This is a genomic window from Aeromonas sp. 2MA4 (assembly GCF_029237305.1).
Classification (GTDB): Bacteria; Pseudomonadota; Gammaproteobacteria; order Enterobacterales; family Aeromonadaceae; genus Aeromonas; species Aeromonas salmonicida.
The window spans coordinates 1-18,235 of sequence record NZ_JAACFY010000021.1 but is presented as its reverse complement, the minus strand read 5'-3'; the positions used below and the strand labels follow the sequence as shown (position 1 = coordinate 18,235).

The 18,235-nt window shown below is 58.6% G+C and carries 15 protein-coding genes; 8 read left to right on the top strand and 7 right to left on the bottom strand.

Annotated features, from left to right (window positions below; genetic code table 11):
• The first annotated feature begins 68 nt into the window (after window positions 1–68).
• Both GWQ31_RS18300 and GWQ31_RS18295 read left to right on the top strand, forming a co-directional pair.
• On the top strand, window positions 69–1,121 hold the full coding sequence (locus GWQ31_RS18300; protein ID WP_275909977.1) for an HlyD family secretion protein: 1,053 nt from the start codon (window positions 69–71) through the stop codon (window positions 1,119–1,121).
• Window positions 1,121–2,674 carry a DHA2 family efflux MFS transporter permease subunit gene (locus GWQ31_RS18295; protein WP_275909976.1) on the top strand — a complete coding sequence of 518 codons (1,554 nt, stop codon included), beginning with the start codon at window positions 1,121–1,123 and terminating at the stop codon, window positions 2,672–2,674. The genes GWQ31_RS18300 and GWQ31_RS18295 overlap by 1 nt, the downstream gene beginning before the upstream one ends.
• A gap of 94 nt (window positions 2,675–2,768) precedes the next feature.
• On the opposite strand, the gene GWQ31_RS18290 is transcribed toward GWQ31_RS18295, so the two are convergent.
• Entirely contained in the window at window positions 2,769–3,395 is a 627-nt protein-coding gene (locus GWQ31_RS18290; RefSeq protein WP_005316484.1) for a lysoplasmalogenase, read from the bottom strand.
• A gap of 174 nt (window positions 3,396–3,569) precedes the next feature.
• Here GWQ31_RS18290 and GWQ31_RS18285 point away from each other — a divergent pair, with 174 nt between their 5' ends.
• The gene (locus GWQ31_RS18285) at window positions 3,570–3,722 is read left to right on the top strand and encodes a hypothetical protein (protein ID WP_005316486.1); all 153 of its coding nucleotides are present in this window, start codon (window positions 3,570–3,572) and stop codon (window positions 3,720–3,722) included.
• A 10-nt stretch (window positions 3,723–3,732) separates the two neighbouring features.
• Window positions 3,733–3,855 carry a hypothetical protein gene (locus GWQ31_RS18280; RefSeq protein WP_275909975.1) on the top strand — a complete coding sequence of 41 codons (123 nt, stop codon included), beginning with the start codon at window positions 3,733–3,735 and terminating at the stop codon, window positions 3,853–3,855.
• A 297-nt stretch (window positions 3,856–4,152) separates the two neighbouring features.
• Here the strand turns inward: GWQ31_RS18280 and GWQ31_RS18275 are convergent, their stop codons facing one another.
• The 5 genes from GWQ31_RS18275 to GWQ31_RS18255 form a co-directional block, all read right to left on the bottom strand.
• The gene (locus GWQ31_RS18275) at window positions 4,153–6,705 is read right to left on the bottom strand and encodes a TRAP transporter permease (protein WP_275909974.1); all 2,553 of its coding nucleotides are present in this window, start codon (window positions 6,703–6,705) and stop codon (window positions 4,153–4,155) included.
• Window positions 6,706–6,808: 103 nt separating this feature from the next.
• Complete coding sequence (locus GWQ31_RS18270) at window positions 6,809–7,780, bottom strand: TAXI family TRAP transporter solute-binding subunit (RefSeq protein WP_159165166.1); 972 nt, start codon at window positions 7,778–7,780, stop codon at window positions 6,809–6,811.
• Between the two features lie 416 nt (window positions 7,781–8,196).
• Window positions 8,197–10,338: a S9 family peptidase gene (locus GWQ31_RS18265; RefSeq protein WP_275909973.1), complete on the bottom strand. Its 2,142-nt coding sequence runs from the start codon at window positions 10,336–10,338 to the stop codon at window positions 8,197–8,199.
• Between the two features lie 234 nt (window positions 10,339–10,572).
• Entirely contained in the window at window positions 10,573–11,004 is a 432-nt protein-coding gene (locus GWQ31_RS18260) for a DUF411 domain-containing protein (protein ID WP_275909972.1), read from the bottom strand.
• 49 nt (window positions 11,005–11,053) lie between these two features.
• Window positions 11,054–11,377 (bottom strand): hypothetical protein, encoded by a 324-nt coding sequence (locus tag GWQ31_RS18255; protein WP_021140156.1) that lies wholly within the window; start codon window positions 11,375–11,377, stop codon window positions 11,054–11,056.
• A gap of 261 nt (window positions 11,378–11,638) precedes the next feature.
• Here GWQ31_RS18255 and GWQ31_RS18250 point away from each other — a divergent pair, with 261 nt between their 5' ends.
• The 4 genes from GWQ31_RS18250 to GWQ31_RS18235 all read left to right on the top strand — a co-directional run bounded on the left by GWQ31_RS18250 (window position 11,639) and on the right by GWQ31_RS18235 (window position 15,825).
• On the top strand, window positions 11,639–12,238 hold the full coding sequence (locus GWQ31_RS18250; RefSeq protein ID WP_275909971.1) for an NAD(P)H-dependent oxidoreductase: 600 nt from the start codon (window positions 11,639–11,641) through the stop codon (window positions 12,236–12,238).
• A gap of 64 nt (window positions 12,239–12,302) precedes the next feature.
• Window positions 12,303–14,159 (top strand): glutathione-regulated potassium-efflux system protein KefC, encoded by a 1,857-nt coding sequence (kefC, locus tag GWQ31_RS18245; RefSeq protein ID WP_021140154.1) that lies wholly within the window; start codon window positions 12,303–12,305, stop codon window positions 14,157–14,159.
• Window positions 14,156–14,542 carry a SirB2 family protein gene (locus tag GWQ31_RS18240; RefSeq protein WP_059168914.1) on the top strand — a complete coding sequence of 129 codons (387 nt, stop codon included), beginning with the start codon at window positions 14,156–14,158 and terminating at the stop codon, window positions 14,540–14,542. The genes kefC and GWQ31_RS18240 overlap by 4 nt, the downstream gene beginning before the upstream one ends.
• A 296-nt stretch (window positions 14,543–14,838) precedes the next feature.
• The gene (locus GWQ31_RS18235; protein WP_005316508.1) at window positions 14,839–15,825 is read left to right on the top strand and encodes a WYL domain-containing protein; all 987 of its coding nucleotides are present in this window, start codon (window positions 14,839–14,841) and stop codon (window positions 15,823–15,825) included.
• 1,086 nt (window positions 15,826–16,911) lie between these two features.
• On the opposite strand, the gene GWQ31_RS18230 is transcribed toward GWQ31_RS18235, so the two are convergent.
• Window positions 16,912–18,062 (bottom strand): IS3 family transposase gene (locus tag GWQ31_RS18230; protein ID WP_275909970.1). Its coding sequence is split into 2 segments (ribosomal slippage): window positions 16,912–17,834 and window positions 17,834–18,062, totalling 1,152 coding nucleotides; the frame shifts between segments, so codons are not numbered across the junction.
• Window positions 18,063–18,235 lie beyond the last annotated feature (173 nt).

The following is an 18,235-nucleotide window of genomic DNA, read 5'->3' as shown; positions in this document are numbered from 1 at the left end:
TTAATGGATACTAATCGAAACAGTTGGCCAGTGTTAGCCTGCGCTCCTTAAGTTCAGGAATCCCCAAAATGAGCCAACACAAGAAAATCCCCCTGCTGGCCGCCACGGTGCTGGCCCTGCTCGGCCTGCTGTTCGCCGGTTACTGGTATCTGCATGGCCGCTATTTCGAGAGTACCGACAACGCCTACCTGCAGAGCGAAGTGACCGGGATCGGATCCAAGCTGTCCGGCTACATCAGTGAGGTGCTGGTCACCGACAACCAGGCGGTGAAGGCCGGTCAGCTGATCGCCCGACTGGACGATCGGGAGTTCAAGACCAGGGTGGCCGAAGCCGAGGCCGACCTGCACCTCAATCAGGCGACCGCCGAGAATCTGGCCGCGACCCGGACCCAGCAACTGAGCCTGATCCGTCAGGCCGAGGCCAAGGTCGCCTCCGCCAATGCCGAGCAGGTGCGCGCCAGACAACAGGTGCAAAGGGTCAGCCAGCTCAACCAGCGCCATTACAGCTCGCAAGACAGCCTGGATGAAGTGCGGGCCGGATTGCAGGTCAATCAGGCGCAGGAACAGGAAGCCAGGGCCGCCCTGCAAGCCGCCCGTGAACGTCTGTTGGTGCTGGATGCCGAGGCCAAGCAGAATCAGGCCAGGCTGGCATTGAGCGAGGCGCAGCTGGAACAGGCCAGACTGGAGCTGAGCTATACCGAGCTGCGGGCACCGGCTGACGGCATCATAGGCAAACGCAGCCTGCGGGCAGGGCTCTACGTTCAGTCCGGCATGCAGGTCGCCAGTCTGGTGCCGCTGCAACAGGTGTGGGTCGAGGCCAATTTCAAGGAGACCCAGCTGCACCATATGCAACCGGGCCAGAAGGTCAAAGTGATCCTTGACGCCTATCCGGATCAACCGGTCGAGGGGATCATCGACAGCCTGGCCCCCGCCACCGGCGCCAGGTTCGCCCTGTTGCCACCGGAGAATGCCACCGGCAACTTCACCAAGATAGTGCAGCGGGTACCGGTCAAGATCCGCATCCCCGAGCCGGGTGCCCTGGCAGGCAAGCTGCTGCCGGGCCTCTCCACCGAGGTGATAGTGGATACCCGTGATCCTGCCGCCCTGATGGCAGCCAACTGATGGAACCCATTCCACGTCGCAACTGGATCGCCGTCATGGGGGGCCTCATTGGCGCCTTCATGGCCATCCTCGACATCCAGATCACCAACGCCTCCCTGAAGGATATTCAGGGGGCCCTGTCGGCCACCCTGAGCGAGAGCTCCTGGATCTCCACCTCCTATCTGGTGGCGGAGATGATCGCCATTCCCCTGAGCGGCTGGCTGAGTCGGGGTCTGAGCGTGCGTCGTTACCTGTTGTGGACCACGGGGGCCTTTATCGTCGCCTCCGTGCTCTGCTCGTTCAGCTGGAACCTCACCAGCATGATCGTCTTCCGGGCGCTGCAGGGTTTCACCGGCGGGGCGCTAATCCCCATGGCCTTCTCCCTCATCGTCAGCCTGCTGCCACTGCACAAGCGAGCGGCCGGCATGGCACTGTTCGGCCTCTGTGCCACCTTCGCCCCCGCCATAGGTCCGACTCTGGGTGGCTGGCTGACGGAGCAGCTCTCCTGGCACTACATCTTCTACCTGAACGTACCGCCCGGCCTGCTGGTGATGGCCATGCTGGCCCATGGTCTGGACAAGAAGCCGGTCGACTGGACCGTGATCAAGCAGGTGGATCTCATCGGCATCATCACAATGGCGATGGGACTGGGTCTGCTGGAAGTGGTGCTGGAAGAGGGCAACAGAGAGGACTGGTTTGGCTCGAGCTTCATAGTGCGGCTCACCGTCATCTCTGTGGTGGCCTTGGTGTTCTTCGTCATCAGCCAGCTGCTCAGACGCCATCCGCTGGTCAACCTGCGGCTGCTGCACAACCCGCGCTTCGCGCTGGCCTGCTTTGCCTATCTGGTGCTCGGCATGGCGCTGATGGGCTCCATCTATGTGCTGCCGCTCTACATGGCGCAGATCCACAACTACAACGCGCTGGAAATCGGTGAGGTGCTGATGTGGATGGGGCTGCCCCAACTGCTGGTGTTGCCGCTGGTGCCCAAGCTGACCCACAAGATAGACCCGCGCTATCTGGTGAGCTTCGGTTTTCTGGTATTTGCCATCAGCTGCTTCATGAACATGAACATGAGTGCCGACTACGCCGGCCCCCAGCTTATCCAGTCGCTGATAGTGCGGGCCCTGGGTCAACCCTTCATCATGGTGCCGCTCTCTCTGGTGGCGACGGCCAGCCTGAGTCACGACGAGATCCCCTCCTCCTCGACCCTGCTCAACGTGCTGCGCAACCTGGGGGGTGCCTTTGGTATCGCCATCATAGCGACCCTGATCGACAACGACACCCGCGTCCATGTCAGCCAGATCAGCAGCACCCTGGCCGCCAGCAGCATAGAAGGGCAGAGCTACCTGCTGCAGCTGGCCCGGAGCATGATGGCGCAGGGCTCGGGTCCCGAGCTGGCCCAACAGCAGGCCCAGGCCATGCTGTCGAACACCATCAGCCGCGAGGCTGCCATCATGGCTTACAACCAGGTGTTCTACGTGATGGGGATCTTCCTGCTCATCGCCAGCGCCCTGATGCTGCTGCTCAAGCAGCCAGCCCCCAGAGCGGCCGATGCCGAGCCGCTCGAGGCATAGCCAAGGCGTAAAAACAGACACAAAAAAATGGGCCAACAGGCCCATTTTTCTTGCTGGTGATCAGGTGCAAGTGACGAAAGAGACCGGCTCTTCTTCACCCCGCCAAGGAGGCTGCGATCAGAAACTGGGCCGCGAAGTAGCTGCTCATGATCCAGGCCGTGGCGTGAGGAAAGGGACGCCGGAATCTGTCCAGCGCCAGCATGCTGTCGGAAAAGAGGAACATCAGTGCCCCCACCAGGGCGGCGGCACTGCCCGCGGTCAAGGAGGCGTGCCAGGCACCGGCAGCCACCCAGGCCATGCCGATGATCACCAGCATGTAGCAGAAGACGGGGATCTTCATCTCCCCCAACCGGCCCCACAGCAGGCCGAATACCATGCCAGCCACCAGCAGCAGCAAGAGACCATCCACCAGGTTCAACACCAGGGGTCCCTGGGCAAAGCCGACTATGTAGCAGAGGTGTGCGACAAAAAAAGCCGCCAGGCCCTGAATGAAACGATCCCTTGGCAACATCAGCAGTACGTCCCCGGCCAGCGACAGGCAGAGCCCGAGCAGGATCCAAGCGTGTGAGCCGTCATGGTCATCGCTCTGATAGCCAAACGCCAGCGCTATGATGAACAGCATGGTCAGCGGCTTGCTGATATAGAACTGACGGGAGTCTGAGCCGTAGGCCGCACGAATGTGCCACCAGCCCGATGCGATGATCAAGAAACTCAATAACATGCCCTGCTCCTCACGTGTTGCTCGCAGTCATACGGCAACATCTTCTGACTGGCAGCAGAGTAGCAAATTCCCTCGGCCAGTGGCAGGGGAGCTCAGCAAATGAGCAGTCTACGCCTAAAGTCTAATTGCCCGCCGGCCCTGGTCAGGGCATAAGGAAGGGTCTGGAGGATCACCATGGAAGACGAAATGAAAAACTATCTGCCCGCTATCGATATCATGATGTGCCATCTGGGGATCAGCTTCGAACAGGCCTGCGAACAGCTTGGACTCAGTCCGCAAGAACAGCAGGCTCTGGATCAGCTGCAGCAGCAGGCTCAGTCAAACTAGCACTCCCGATATGGATATCATGATGTTCCAGATCCGGGGAATCAGCTTCGAGCAAGCCTGCGAACAGCTTGGACTCAGTCCGCAAGAACAGCAGGCGCTGGATCAGCTGCAGCAGCAGGCTCAGTCAAACTAGCACTCCCGATATGGATATCATGATGTTCCAGATCCGGGGATCAGCTTCGAGCAGGCCTGCGAACAGCTTGGACTCAGTCCGCAAGAACAGCAGGCGCTGGATCAGCTGCAGCAGCAGGCTCAGTCAAACTAGCCCGCCCTCACTATGTGCCGTCTGGGGCTAGCATGCGAGCTGCCGGGCCTCAGTCCACTGGCACAACAGACCCAGAGCCTGCTGCCGGAACAGGCTCCGCAAGAATAATCCCCTATTGGGAAAATAATAACGGCGCCTTGATGGCGCCGTTATTATTGGCATTTTTTATTGGCGAACCGCACGTCGCCGTTGCAGCCAGACGATCAGCCCGAACAGCAGGAAGCCCGGGAACCACATCAGCTCTTTACGCCAGCGCTCGGTAGGCGCCTTGACGGAGAGGATCTCCTGGTCAAACTCAAGCCCCATGGTGGCAGCCGGGCTGCCAAAGGCCACGCTGTCGATCAGGGTCTTGCCATCCTGCTCATAGATCGTCAGACCCAGGTTCGCCAACCGCTCGTCGCCATTTTCACCATCCGGCACTGCGACCAGCAGGGTGGATTGACGGGGCTTGCCTACCATATCCTCACCCTTGAGCCGCAACCTTAATGTGCTCTGCGCTTCTACCTCCCCCATGGTCTGGGCAAGCTGGGCTGGCGGTGTACTGCGATAAGGATCGTGCACCATGTCCATCCAGAACCCCGGACGGAACAGGGTGAAAGCCACCAGCAGGAGCAAGATGCTCTCGTACCAGCGGTTCTTCACCAGGAACCAGCCCTGGGTCGCGGCGGCGAAGATCAGCATGGCAATGGTCGCCACCACGAAGATCAGCACGCCGTGGGCGAAGTCCACGTCGATCAGCAGCAGATCCGTGTTGAAGATGAACAGGAAGGGCAGTGCCGCGGTGCGCAGACTGTAGTAGAAAGCCGTGATACCGGTTTTGATGGGATCGCCCTTGGAAACGGCAGCCGCTGCAAACGAGGCCAGACCCACAGGTGGCGTTACGTCCGCCATGATGCCGAAGTAGAACACGAACAGATGCACGGCTATGAGCGGCACTATCAGACCGTTCTGCTGGCCAAGCGTCACCACCACCGGAGCCAGCAAGCTGGACACCACTATGTAGTTGGCCGTGGTGGGCAATCCCATGCCGAGGATCAGGCTCAACAGGGCTGTGAGCAGCAGCATCAGCAGCAGATTGCCCATGGAGAGGAACTCCACCAGATCCGCCAGCACCAGGCCAACCCCTGTCTGGGAGACGGCACCGACTATGATCCCCGCCGTGGCGGTGGCAATGCCGATGCCGATCATGTTGCGGGCACCGGCGACCAGCCCTTCCCGCAGATCCACCATGCCATCGAGCAGCGAGCCGTAGTCATGCTTGCCATCGGTACGCAGCCAGTTGAGCAGCGGCCGCTGGGTCAGCAAAATGATGACCAGCATGACGGTGCCCCAAAAGGCCGACAAACCAGGCGAGAGGCGCTCCACCATCAGACACCACACCAGTACCACCACGGGCAGCAGGAAATGCAGACCTGAGAGCAGCACGGCGCGGGTGTTGGGCAACTTGATCAGCGGCTTGTCGGGATCCTCCGCTGCCAATGGTTCATTGCTGGCCGCTATCTTGAGCAGACCCACATAAGCGGCAGCCAGCAGCAATGAAATCCCTGGCAAGGCATAATCACCCAGCGCGGGCTTGAGCCAACCGAGGCCATAGTAGACTGCCAGCGACAGGCCACTGATGAGGGCCGCGCCGAAGGCAAAGCCGGTCAAACGACGCAGCCAGGGCTTGGGTTGATGGCCGCCGATAGGCTGCATATCGAGCTTGAGCGCTTCCAGATGCACTATGTAGAGCAGCGCTATATAGGAGATGGCGGCCGGCAGGAAGGCATGCTTGATGATATCCACATAAGGGATGCCCACGTACTCCACCATCAGGAAGGCCGCGGCCCCCATCACGGGGGGCATGATCTGGCCGTTGACCGAGGAAGCCACTTCCACCGCCCCCGCCTTCTCGGCACTGAAGCCCACCTTCTTCATCATGGGGATGGTGAAGGTGCCAGTGGTGACCACGTTGGCGATGGACGACCCCGAGATGAGGCCGGTCAGGCCGGAGGCTACGACGGCCGCCTTGGCCGGGCCGCCGCGCAGGTGACCAAGCAGGCTGAAAGCGAGCTGGATAAAGTAGTGACCGGCACCGGCCCGCTCCAGCAGGGCGCCGAACAGCACGAACAGGAACACGAAGCTGGTCGACACGCCGAGCGCTATGCCAAACACCCCTTCGGTGGTGATCCACTGGTGGTTGGCCAGGGCGGTGAAGCTCACGCCGCGGTGAGCCAGCAGACCCGGCATCCAGGGGCCAGCCAGGCTGTATACGAGGAACAGCAGGGCAATGACCGCCAGGGCTGGGCCCAGAGCACGCCGTGCCGCTTCCAGCAGCAAGGGGATGCCGATACAGGCCGTGATCAGATCAGAGGTGGTGAGGCTGCCCGGACGCAGGGCCAGCGCTTCATACATCACAAACAGGTAAGAGGCCGCACCGGCTGCAATCAGCCCCAGCGCCATGTCGCTGAGCGGGACTCTGTCCCGGGGAGAGCGTCGAAATGCCGGAAACACCAGATAGGCCAGCAACAGGGCAAAAGTGAGGTGAATAGCACGGGTTTCGGTGTCATTGAGTACGCCAAAACCCAGCATGAAGGGCAGTGGCGAGGCAATCCAGAGCTGGAACAGGGACCAGACCAGCGCCAGGGCGGTAATGAGCCAGCCCATGATGCCGAGCGGCAGACGAGCGCCCACATCTTGGGCGATCAGTTCCTCGGTAGAGAGTTGTGTATCTTGCATAGGGTTAACTTGTGCCAACGAGTACAACAAAAACGACACCCGCCGCCGCAAACAGCGCAGCCAACGGGTGTCGAGGGAGTGACAAAGGCCCTTGGGCCCTCAATCAGAGCCAGCCGCGCTCTTTGTAGTAGCGAGCAGCCCCTTCATGCAGCGGTGCAGAGAGCCCTACCTTGATCATGTCGGCCTCTTTCAGGTCGGCAAAGGCAGGGTGCAGGCGCTTGAAGCGATCCAGGTTGTCAAAGACAGACTTCACCAGCTGATAGACCACTTCCGGATCGGCCTTGGCGCTGGTGGAGAGCACAGCCTTGCCACCGATGGACGGGGTCGGCTGGTCGCTGCCCTTGTAGAGGCCACCCGGGATCTCGGCCTTGGTGTAGTAGCTCTTCTCTGCCAACAGCTTGTCGATGGCCTCGCCGGTCACCGGCACCAGCACGGCATCCGTGGTGGTGGAAGCTTCCTGGATGGCGCCGTTCGGGTGACCAACGAAGTAGCTCATGGCGTCGATGTTGTTGTCACCCAGTGCAGAAGCCTGCTCCGCCGGTTTCAGCTCGGAAACCAGCGCGAAGTCACCCTTCTTCCAGCCCTTGACCGCCATGATCTCTTCCATGGTGTCACGCTGACCCGAGCCCGGGTTGCCGATGTTGACGCGCTTGCCCTTCAGATCGTCAAAGCTGGCGATCTTGGCATCGCGACGAGCCAGAATGGTGAACACCTCGCTCTGCAGGGAGAAGACGGCACGGATATCATCCATGGCCCCTTCGGTCTGGAAAGGGGGCAGCCCTTTCATCGCCTTGAACTGGTGGTCAGACTGCATGATGCCGAAGTTGAATTCACCGCTGCGGATGCCGTTGACGTTGGCAACACCGCCACCACTGGCGGGCGCGTTGCACTTGATCTGATGATCGGCAGCGCCGCGATTGAGGAAACGACAGATAGACTGGCCTGCCACATAGTAGACGCCAGTCTGGCCGCCGGTGCCTATGGTCACGAAGCGCTCCTGCGCCTGTACCTGGCCGCCAAACGAAACACCGACCAGAGCCGCCGACAGGGCGCACGCCAAGGATAATCCTTTCATGTTTTCCATCCTTTTCATTGATTTATCTCATCCGATTCCCGGATGAATGTACGACAACACCCTGTTCTGCGCTGGGCTTGCCTAACTTGCCTCATGCAATAAAAGGGTTGGGCTGCGATGCCTTTCCCAAAAAATCACCCTCATCCTGCGGTGAGTCAACCGGCTTCGTGCCAGTTGAAGATAATTTGGCCCCTGAGGGGCCAAAGAAAAAGTTATAAGCACTCCGATTAAGCACATTAAGCCAACACAAATCAAACAAAATGGCAAAATCCCGGAATTAAATCTCGAAAACTATGACGCTGATCATTCATTTTCCTACCAAAGATTAATTCCATCTGCTACCTGATGGAAGCAATAAAAAGCGATGACGGATTCTTTTGTAACCCTTGCAGGGCAAGGGCCTGTGTCATCTTGTCTCAGCTGCCGGCTTGGGCCAGATCCAGAATAAACGCGAATTCCAGCGCTATGTCTTCGTACGCCTTGAAGCGACCGGATTTGCCACCGTGGCCAGCATCCATGTCGGTATTCAGCAACAACTTGTTATCATCCGTCTTCATCTCGCGCAGCTTGGCGACCCACTTGGCAGGCTCCCAATACTGTACCTGGGAGTCGTGCAGACCCGTGGTGACCAGCAGATTGGGATAGGCCTGTGCCTTGACCTGATCGTAAGGGCTATAAGCCTTCATGTAGTCGTAGTAACGCTTCTGGTTCGGGTTGCCCCACTCGTCGTACTCCCCCGTGGTGAGGGGGATCGACTCATCCAGCATGGTAGTGACCACATCCACGAACGGTACCTGGGCGACCACGCCGCGATAAAGCTGGGGAGCCTGGTTGATGACGGCCCCCATCAGCAGGCCACCGGCACTGCCGCCCATGGCATAGACCTGATCTTTGGCGCCATACCCTTGCGCAACCAGCCCATCGGTGACGTCGATGAAGTCGTTGAAGGTATTCTGTTTTTTCAGCAGCTTGCCATCTTCATACCAGTGACGGCCCAGCTCCTCGCCACCCCGGATATGGGCGATGGCATAGACGAAGCCTCTGTCCAGCAGGCTCAGACGTGCGGTGCTGAAGTCGGGATCCATGCTGGCACCGTAAGAGCCGTAGCCGTACACCAGCAGCGGGTTGTGGCCGTTTTTCTTGAACTTGTCCTTGCGATAGACCAGTGACACCGGCACGGACATGCCGTCACGGGCCGTGATCCAGAGTCTCTCACTGGCATACAGTTGTGCTTTGAAGCCCGCCACCGGCTGCTGCTTGAGCAGGGTGCGCTTGCCGCTCGTCATATCCAGCTCATAGGTGGAGGAGGGCGTAGTCATGGAAGAGTAGCCATAGCGCAGGGCGCTGGTATCCGGCTCCGGGTTGTAGGCAAGCCAGGTGACATAGGCGGGATCGTCGAAGGCGATCTCCTTCTCCTCGCCGCTCTGCCAGTTGATCTGGCGCAGCCGGGTCAGGCCCTGGTTGCGCTCCTCAAGTACCAGCCACTCCTTGAACAGGGCATAGCTCTCCAGCAGTACGTCCGGATTGGGAGCTATCACAGATTTCCAGCGATCGACCGGGCTCTCTTTGGTCTCGTACAAGCCGAAGTTCTTGCCGTCCTTGTTGGAACGGACATAGAAGCGGCCGCGGTAGTGATCCAGGCTGTATTCGTGATCCACCTGACGGGGCAAGAACAGACGCGGCGCCTGGGTCGGCACATTGGCGTCGATGAGACGCGCCTCGCCCGTTGTGGTGCTGGAAAGGGCGATGACGATGAAGTCTTCCGAGGTGGTGGCATAGAGGCTGACGTAGAAGGTGTCGTCTTTTTCCTCATACACCAGGGCATCTTTCGCCGGATCCGAGCCAAGCTCGTGGCGATAGACCTGATAGGGCAACAAGGTCTTGGGATGCTTGCGCACGTAGAACACTGTCTTGCTGTCGTTGGCCCATACCAGGTTGCCGGAGGTATTTTCCAACTTGTCGCTGGCCCACTGGCCACTCTCCAGATCGAGGAACTGGATCTGGTACTGACGACGAGAGAGGAAATCTTCCGCCACCGCCAGCCAGCGGTTGTTGCGGCTCACCTCCAGGGCGCCCAGGGCGTAGAACTCGTGCCCTTCGGCGCGCTGGTTGCTGTCGAGCATCACATCGGCGTGCTTCTCCCCGACCCGGGTGCGGGAGTAGATGCCGTACTCCTTGCCCGGCTCATAACGGGTCTGGTAACGGTAGCCATTCTTCACATAGGGCACCGACTCATCCTGCTGGGGAATGCGGGCCACCATCTCTTTGTAGAGTTGATCGCGCAGCGGCTGGGTGGGCTTGAGCATGGCATCGGTATAGGCGTTTTCAGCCTTGAGGTAGGCCAGCACCTCGGGATTCTGGCGCTCGTCATCCCGCAGCCAGTAGTAGTTGTCGACCCGGGCATCCCCGTGTTTTTTGATGGTATGAGGATGTTTGGCGGCCACGGGAGGCTGGATCAGGGTGTCACTTGTGGGCATGGCGGACTCATCATTGGCATATGAACAGGGGACCGCGGCCAGACAAGCCAGCAGCAGAAGCCCTCGGGAAAAGGTGAACATCTCGCATCCTTTGCGCTTTAAAAGGGTTGGCAAACCTGAGCCTTGGCTCCTTGGTGTGGCCAACAATCTGCCCCTTGTCGCCCCCAGTTGCAAGTTATCAGCGCAAAACCCGCCAGAACACGTAAAAGGGCCACTGTCTCGCGACAGTGGCCCTCAAACCTGACCATGAGCGACACGGATTCGCTCAGGTGTGCCTCACATGATGGAGTTATGTCTGCTCATGACCAGTTTGCGTCAGCCGGGATAGCTCGACCAGGTCTTGGTCGCGCCCTCATGACTGATGCTCAGCACCTGATAGGGCTGACCCGGTATATCCATGCCTGGCGCACTCTGGGGCATGCCCGGAATGGTCAGGCCGCGGATCGCCGGTTTTTCCTTGAGCTGCTTCTGCACGTCGGCAGCGGGTACATGTCCCTCCACCACATAGCCATTGACCACACCCGTGTGGCAGGACGCCAGCTGCGGAGTGATGCCGTACTGCTGCTTGATGGGTTCAAGCTGCTCGGTTTCGACGACCTTGACCTCAAAGCCGTTCTCTTCCATGTGCTTGATCCAGGTCTTGCAGCAGCCGCAATACTGGGACTTGTAGACAGTCATCCGCTCCGCAGCCAGGGCGGAGAAGCTGACACTGCCGGCCAGCAGGGCCAGTAACAGGGACTTGTACATGACTCACCTCGGATAAGAAGAAATACCCAAAAAAATGGGGAAACTCGACTCAACCGGGATGACGGGGAGGACGTTCCAGCCGCTCGGGCGGCGCATCCGGCGTATACAGGGAAGGGGAAATAAACTCTGGCCTGTCAGGCTCCAGCACGGCCACCGTCAGGCTGTCGCTGGTGAGCACCGTCATGGCGAGCGCCGCAGTAAAGCTGCCACACGGCATGGCTTTCTCCAGGGTTCGCTCACTCTGGCTGCAATGGGGGGTCAGCGTACAGAGATCGGTCGCCGCCCGGCTGCCAAACGACATCAGCACCATCAGCAGACTCCACAAGGGGAGCCAGCGGCGGGCGCGAGCGAGTTGGCGACGGGTCAGAACCATGACATGACTCATTAAGCAGAAGAGCCCTATGGTAACCTCTGGCCCAGGGGGAGGGTCAAGCCCTCCCCTCTATGGTTCGCGGGATGTAAGTAGTCTGGCGGGGCGCGATTCACCCACGGATCCCCGCGTCCGGCGTAACGGGACCTGATCCCGGAACTGGCGGGCCATGGCACTTCTTGATAACGTCACCGCTCAATGCATCTTCTTTTCGCCAGTACTGGTTTTTGCCAGTACCAGGCTCAGTCTTCAGGTTATGACCCCATGAAACGCATTCTAGTTATCTTTTCACACCCGGCCCTGCAGAGCTCAAGAGCCAACAAGCAGCTGTTGCAGGCTATCGAAGAGCTGGAGGGCGTCACAGTTCATGACCTCTATCAGCACTACCCGGACATGTTCATCAATGTAAAACAGGAACAGGCCCTGCTGTCGGAACACGATATCATCGTCTTTCAACACCCCTTCTACTGGTACTCCTGCCCCGCCATCATGAAGGAGTGGATGGACCTGGTGCTGGAATACGGCTATGCCTACGGTCCCGAGGCCCATGCCCTCAATGGCAAGCAGTGGCTGAGTGCCATCACCACGGGTGGCGCCCCAGAGTCCTATTGCAGCGCAGGCTACAACAGCCGCCCACTGCTCGACTTTTTGCTGCCGTTCCAGCAAACGGCACAACTGTGCGGCATGACCTGGCTGCCCCCGTTCGTGCTCCACTCCTTTCACAAGATCAAGGATTCGGAGGCATTGCGCCGCTGTGGCCAGGATTATCGCCAGCTGTTGTGTGCCCTGCGCGACGAGCAACTGACCCTCGATCAGCTCGCGGGGCAATCTTATCTGCGGGATCTGCTGGAGGTGCTCTCATGAAACACTGTCAGCTATTTGGCCGACCCCATGAGCCTGACCAGACGTTTAAACGGAGGGCGGGCTGATGGGGCATGGATTACTGTTTGATGCGCTTATCTACCTCTCGGCGGCGGTGATCGCCGTGCCGCTGGCCAAACGCTGGGGGCTGGGTTCTGTGCTTGGCTACCTGCTGGCGGGCATCATCATAGGTCCCTTTCTGCTGGGGCTGGTGGGGGAGCAGAAGGATGTGATGCACTTCGCCGAGTTCGGGGTAGTGCTGATGCTGTTTCTGGTCGGGCTGGAGCTGCGCCCTGCCCTCTTGTGGCAGCTGAAGGGGCCCATACTCGGCACTGGCGGCCTGCAGGTGCTGCTCACCACAGGTGCCCTGACTGGCGTGGCATATCTCATCGGACTGCCCTGGCAGCAGGGACTGGCCATCGGCCTCATCCTGGCGCTCTCCTCCACAGCCATAGTGTTGCAGAGCCTGCAGGAGCGCAAACTGATGCAGAGCGAAAGCGGTCGATCCGCCTTTGCGGTGCTGTTGTTTCAGGACATTGCCGTCATTCCCATACTGGCGATCCTGCCGCTGCTCGCCATAGCACCGGTGGCCAGCAATGGCAGTGCGGAGCTGGCTGGCTGGCAACACGGCCTGCTGGTGGTCGCGGCCATCTCCGGCATAGTGCTGGGCGGCCACTACCTGATGCGGCCGGTGTTTCGCGCCATCGCCCAGTCCCACATGCGGGAGATCTTCGTCGCCGCCGCCCTGCTGCTGGTGATCGCCATCGCTGTGCTGATGGAGTCTGTGGGGCTCTCCCCTGCCCTTGGCTCCTTCCTCGCCGGCGTGGTGCTGGCCGACAGCGAATATCGCCACGAACTGGAGGCGGACATAGAGCCGTTCAAGGGCTTGCTGCTCGGCCTCTTCTTCATGTCGGTGGGCGCCGGCATCAACTTCAGCCTGTTTGCCGAACACCCCTTTCTCATCCCGGCGCTGGTGATCGGCCTGATGGCATTGAAATGGCTGGTGCTGATGGCGCTCGGCTTTGTCATTCGTATCTCGCCCAATCAGCGCTGGACCTTCGGGCTGGCGCTGGCACAGGGTGGGGAGTTTGCCTTTGTGCTCTTCTCGTTTGCCTCCCAGAACAAGGTGCTGCCTGGCGACACCATCTCGCTGCTCACCCTGGTGGTGGCGCTCTCCATGGCGCTGACGCCGCTCTTGCTGATCCTCAACGATCGGGTGATCCAGCCCTGGTTCGATTACCGTACCCACAGCGATTCGCCGCAGCACGAGCAACCTGAATTGGTGGAGCACCCCGTCATCATCGCCGGCTTCGGCCGCTTCGGCCAGATAGTGGGGCGCCTGCTGCACGGCCACGGCATAGGCACAACCATACTGGAGCAGGACGCCAGTCAGATAGAGATGCTGCGCAGGTACGGCTATCAGGTGTTCTACGGCGACGCCAGCCGGCTCGATCTGCTGCATGCCGCCGGCGCCCACAAGGCAAAACTGCTGGTACTCTCCATCAATGACCCGGCCACCTCGCTTGAAGTGATTGAAATGGTGAAGAAACACTTCCCGCACCTTAAGATACTGGCGCGTGCCCAAGACAGACCCCATGCTCACGAGATCCTGCGCCACGGCGTGGACAGCGTGCATCGGGAAACCCTGGGTTCCGCCGTGGATCTGGGGGTGGAAGCGCTGACCCAGCTGGGATTTCGGGCCAACCAGGCCTGGCGGGCGGGACAGACCTTCAAACAACACGACAACTGGTTGCTGCGGGAGCAGGCCAATTACCTGGACGACGAACACACCTACATCAACAAGAGCCTGCAATACAGGGACATCCTTTCCGATCTGTTGCAAGACGATCAGGAAGGACAAGAGCGTATTCACGCTCACAACTGGAACAGCGGTCTGCCCGACAACGACAAGGAAGCAATATGATTGCCTATTACCCTCTGCTCAAACACCTGCACATGACCCTCGCCATCGTCAGCCTGCTGCTGTTTGTCTATCGCTGGATGCTCTCTCTCAATGCCAGCCCGCGTCTACAACAGCGCTGGCTGAAGATAGCGCCCCACGTCAACGACACCTTCTTGCTGCTGTTCGGGGTGCTGCTGGCTGTCACGTTGCAGATGAGCCCGGGCCAGCAACCCTGGCTGATGGCCAAGCTGATCGCCCTGGTGGTCTACATAGGGCTCGGTGTCATGGCGTTAAAACGGCCTGCTCGCAGCCAGAAGCTTGTGGCGGGTGTCGCCGCGCTGGCGGTGTTTGGCTATATGGTGGGGGCCGCCATGACCAAGTCGGCCTGGTCCTGGTTGGCCTGACAAGAATGTCCATCTGGTGGGGGGAAGCCATTCCCTCCACATCATCTTCTGCCCTTTAACGTGATTTCTATTTTTTCTTCTCCCTAAAAACCGCAAGACAGCACTTTAATTTGCGATTTTTTCATCAATTAAAAGCCTCAATTGCCACCCGCCAAAACAGTAATCATATTTAATATCATGTAGTTAATGACGTTTGTATGAAAATGGCGACAGTTGTCGCAGCAAAACTTGCGACATAGACTGTCGCATGCCATGGCTAGGATACACTCAACGCTAAACCAGTGAAGGCATGCACCATGAGTAAGAAGCTGTTACGACAACTGACCTTGGCGCGTTGCATCCCGCACCGCCCTTACAAGCTGACCGCCAGCCAACTTCAGGTAAAACTGGAAGAGGAAGGTATCCATGTCAGTCTGCGTACCGTGCAACGGGACCTGGAAGAGATGTCCGGCATGGGGTTGTTCGACCTCACCTCGGATGAGCGCAGCAAACCCCACGGCTGGTGCTTTGAGCGCCATGGCCTCAACGACTTCGCCAATATCATGCCGCTGTCGCTGGCGGTGGCCCTGAAAACCTGGAGTGATCAGGCAAGCCAACTGCTACCGGCAAGTGTGCTGACCGAATTGAATCCGCTGATCGACAAGGCCAGCCAGGTGATCCGCGACAGCCAGAGCGAACTGGCCGAACGCTGGCTCGAGAGCGTGCATCAGTCACCGCGTCCGTTTGCCGGCAACCCGGAGATCCGTCGCAGCACCCTGATCCGCGATGCCCTCTGGCGTGGTCGCAAGTTCAGCGCCGAGATACAGCGCGTCATCAAGGAGCGTACTGTATGGCTCTGCTATGACCGCATCAATCCGCTCGGCATCCTGAATCAGGCCGATGGTCCGACCCTGCTCTGTACTTTGTCCGAGCTGGATCCCAAGGTATACGGCATCCCGTTCGATCACATCAAGGGCGTGGAACTGACCAACTTCAGCGCAACCCAGCCGAAGGATTTCAATATCCAGAAGCTGATCCGTGACCAGGGCTACCAGGACGTCAGCGGTCCAATCCGCTTTGTCGGTCGCATTGATGCAAACTGCCCGACCCTGGTCGATGGCCAGATCCCGGGCCACAACCCACGCATGACTCGCTATGACAAGCGCAGTGTCGTGGTGGAGACCGAAGTCCAGGACACCCCTGAATTTCGCACCTGGCTCAATAACATGAGCGGCAACCTGGAAGTGCTGGCGCCAGAGTCATTGCGCAAGGCATACCCGACACCAGGCAGCCGGGTTAGCTAATCCCAAAAAGCCGAGCTCAGCCTCGGCTTTTTGTATTCTTTTCAAGCATATTTATTCAACTAATTTTTAACTCTTGCCAGTTGAATTGAGCAGTCTTGTACCATCGTTTTCCCCCTGTTTTTTCGTGTGAGAGATCCGCCATAGCGGCTGTAAGAGGCCACTGTGTTGCACCGTACGCGAAGCCATCTTTGAATCCATGTGCTTTCCAATGAAACAAACTAACATAATGATTAATATGGATTTATCTTGTTAATGATTGGGTTTAATCAAGCTGGCTCATGCCGATAACCACCCAAGCACCCTTGTTACCCTGTGCGCTTCCCTTAATATGGGTCTCACAAGGACGAAGCTGGTTCGGCAGGATGCAGGAACAGCGCATAAACAGGGAATAATCCACAGGACGTGGTCAGGGATACCTCAGGATGAGGCTGGTAACCGGGAAGGTTATCAAAAGGATTGAACAGGACATCACAGGATGTGGTTGCGGATACCTCGGGATGAGGCAGAGCAGTAGGGATTACCGCTCTTCAGGAAGAACAGGACCTCGCCGGATGCGAGCAGGACAGCTTCAGGATGAAGCGAGATAGCCCGGATGGTTATCTGTCAGGATGACGCAAGGAACACCACAGGATGTGGTAAGGGACACCTCCAAGATGGAGAGAGTGCAGCAATCAGGAAAGATTGCCAGACCAGGATGGTCACAGGACACCTCAACGGATTGGGAAGGGGATATTCCGAAGGATAAGGATAAAGTCAGGGATCGCAGGGAGCATTGCAGTTCATGGACTGGACTAGATGACTTGAGGGGACGGCAACTGCCGTCCCCTTTTCTTTATGTGCACATTCTCAAGCCTCCTGTTGGCTCTTTCACGCAGACCAACGCCTCCGGCCCCTTACATCACACTTTGTATTTCCCCATTGCTTGAGCGCTTTTGAACCGAGCCACCACCTTGCATAACAGGGCAAGATATCCATCCAGCTGGTGATGCAATGGCAATCTGCTAAAGCTCAAAGCTAGCTACTCCGTGGCCAGGAACACAAAAGACCTTCCCAAGCAGGAAGGCCTTGTGAATCGCCCCGGGTTTTCTAGACACTCTGTTGTTGAACATTGAACTGCTTTTCAAACTCTACCGGCGACAGCCCATCATTGGAACCATGGCGCCGGATTGGGTTGTAAAACATTTCGATATAATCAAATACGTCGCTGCGGGCTTCGTCTCTTGTCGAGTAAACCCTGCGCTTGATCCGCTCCCGTTTGAGTAACTGAAAGAAGCTCTCGGCGACAGCGTTGTCGTGACAGTTGCCACGTCGGCTCATACTGCAACTCAGGTTGTGAACCTTCAGAAAGTCCTGCCATTCCCCACCGGTAAACTGGCTGCCCTGATCCGAATGCACCAGTACCGCCTGCTTGGGCTTGCGCCGCCAGACGGCCATCAATAACGCATCAACCGCCAAGTCTGCCGTCATACGTGGCCTCATCGCCCAACCGATGATCTGGCGAGAGAACAGGTCGAGCACCACCGCCAGATACAGCCACCCTTCTTGAGTGCGGATGTAGGTAATGTCAGTCACCCAGGAGATGTTGGGGGCTGGCACCTTAAACTGACGTGCCAGCGTGTTTGGGGCAGCCTGTGGGCTCTTGCCTCCATGATGCCCCTTACGGCGTTGATAGCCCGTTTGTGAACGCAGCCCCCCCCGCTTCATTAATTTGGCCACACGGTGCTTGCCGCAGGCTTCCCCCAAGTCACGAAGATCGCGATGGATCTTGCGATAACCGTAGACAGCACCACTTTCCAGCCAGGATTGCTTGACCAATCCGGTCAGTCGTTCGTCCTCCTGCTGCCGTGGCGACGCGGGCTGTTTCAACCACGCATAGAAGCCACTTCGGTGAACCCCCAGGGTCTGGCACAGGGTAACGACACTGTACCGGTCGAGTCGGGAGGTTATGAACGCGTACCTTTCCTTGACTCGCTGGCAAAGTACGCGGCGGCCTCCTTTAAAATGTTGCGCTCCTCGGTGACTTGGCGCAGTTCGGCTTTCAGACGGCGTATCTCGGCTTGCAAGGCAGACTCTTCGTGCTGCTGGTCAGCGGGCTTACCGTACTGCTTGAGCCAGGCATACAGACTGTGGCTGGATACCCCGAGGGCTCGTGCAACATCAGCCACAGGCCGCCCGCGCTCGGTGACTTGTTTAACCGCTTCTATCTTGAATGTTTCTGGATAACGCTGACGGGTCATAACACCTCCAATAGTTGCCTCATTTTAAGGCTCTGAGGTGTCTAGGTGTGATCTCTCTGTAGGTTGTTCACTCGGGGCATTCCCGGAAAACTGGAGGCGCCAACCAAACCAATCATCCGAGGTGCCCCAGTGAACAACCATAAAAATGCCCGATTAACCGTCTTTGGTCGACA

Bases quoted from the DNA above. Each gene is read 5' to 3' on its own strand.
- GWQ31_RS18280 (WP_275909975.1), top strand. From the start codon at position 3,733: ATGGATATCATGATGTTCCAGATCCGGGGAATCAGCTTCGAGCAAGCC.
- GWQ31_RS18240 (WP_059168914.1), top strand. From the start codon at position 14,156: ATGATTGCCTATTACCCTCTGCTCAAACACCTGCACATGACCCTCGCC.
- kefC (WP_021140154.1), top strand. From the start codon at position 12,303: ATGGGGCATGGATTACTGTTTGATGCGCTTATCTACCTCTCGGCGGCG.
- GWQ31_RS18290 (WP_005316484.1), bottom strand. From the start codon at position 3,395: ATGTTATTGAGTTTCTTGATCATCGCATCGGGCTGGTGGCACATTCGT.
- GWQ31_RS18270 (WP_159165166.1), bottom strand. From the start codon at position 7,780: ATGAAAGGATTATCCTTGGCGTGCGCCCTGTCGGCGGCTCTGGTCGGT.
- GWQ31_RS18260 (WP_275909972.1), bottom strand. From the start codon at position 11,004: ATGTACAAGTCCCTGTTACTGGCCCTGCTGGCCGGCAGTGTCAGCTTC.
- GWQ31_RS18285 (WP_005316486.1), top strand. From the start codon at position 3,570: ATGGAAGACGAAATGAAAAACTATCTGCCCGCTATCGATATCATGATG.
- GWQ31_RS18250 (WP_275909971.1), top strand. From the start codon at position 11,639: ATGAAACGCATTCTAGTTATCTTTTCACACCCGGCCCTGCAGAGCTCA.
- GWQ31_RS18300 (WP_275909977.1), top strand. From the start codon at position 69: ATGAGCCAACACAAGAAAATCCCCCTGCTGGCCGCCACGGTGCTGGCC.
- GWQ31_RS18255 (WP_021140156.1), bottom strand. From the start codon at position 11,377: ATGGTTCTGACCCGTCGCCAACTCGCTCGCGCCCGCCGCTGGCTCCCC.
- GWQ31_RS18295 (WP_275909976.1), top strand. From the start codon at position 1,121: ATGGAACCCATTCCACGTCGCAACTGGATCGCCGTCATGGGGGGCCTC.
- GWQ31_RS18235 (WP_005316508.1), top strand. From the start codon at position 14,839: ATGAGTAAGAAGCTGTTACGACAACTGACCTTGGCGCGTTGCATCCCG.
- GWQ31_RS18265 (WP_275909973.1), bottom strand. From the start codon at position 10,338: ATGTTCACCTTTTCCCGAGGGCTTCTGCTGCTGGCTTGTCTGGCCGCG.
- GWQ31_RS18275 (WP_275909974.1), bottom strand. From the start codon at position 6,705: ATGCAAGATACACAACTCTCTACCGAGGAACTGATCGCCCAAGATGTG.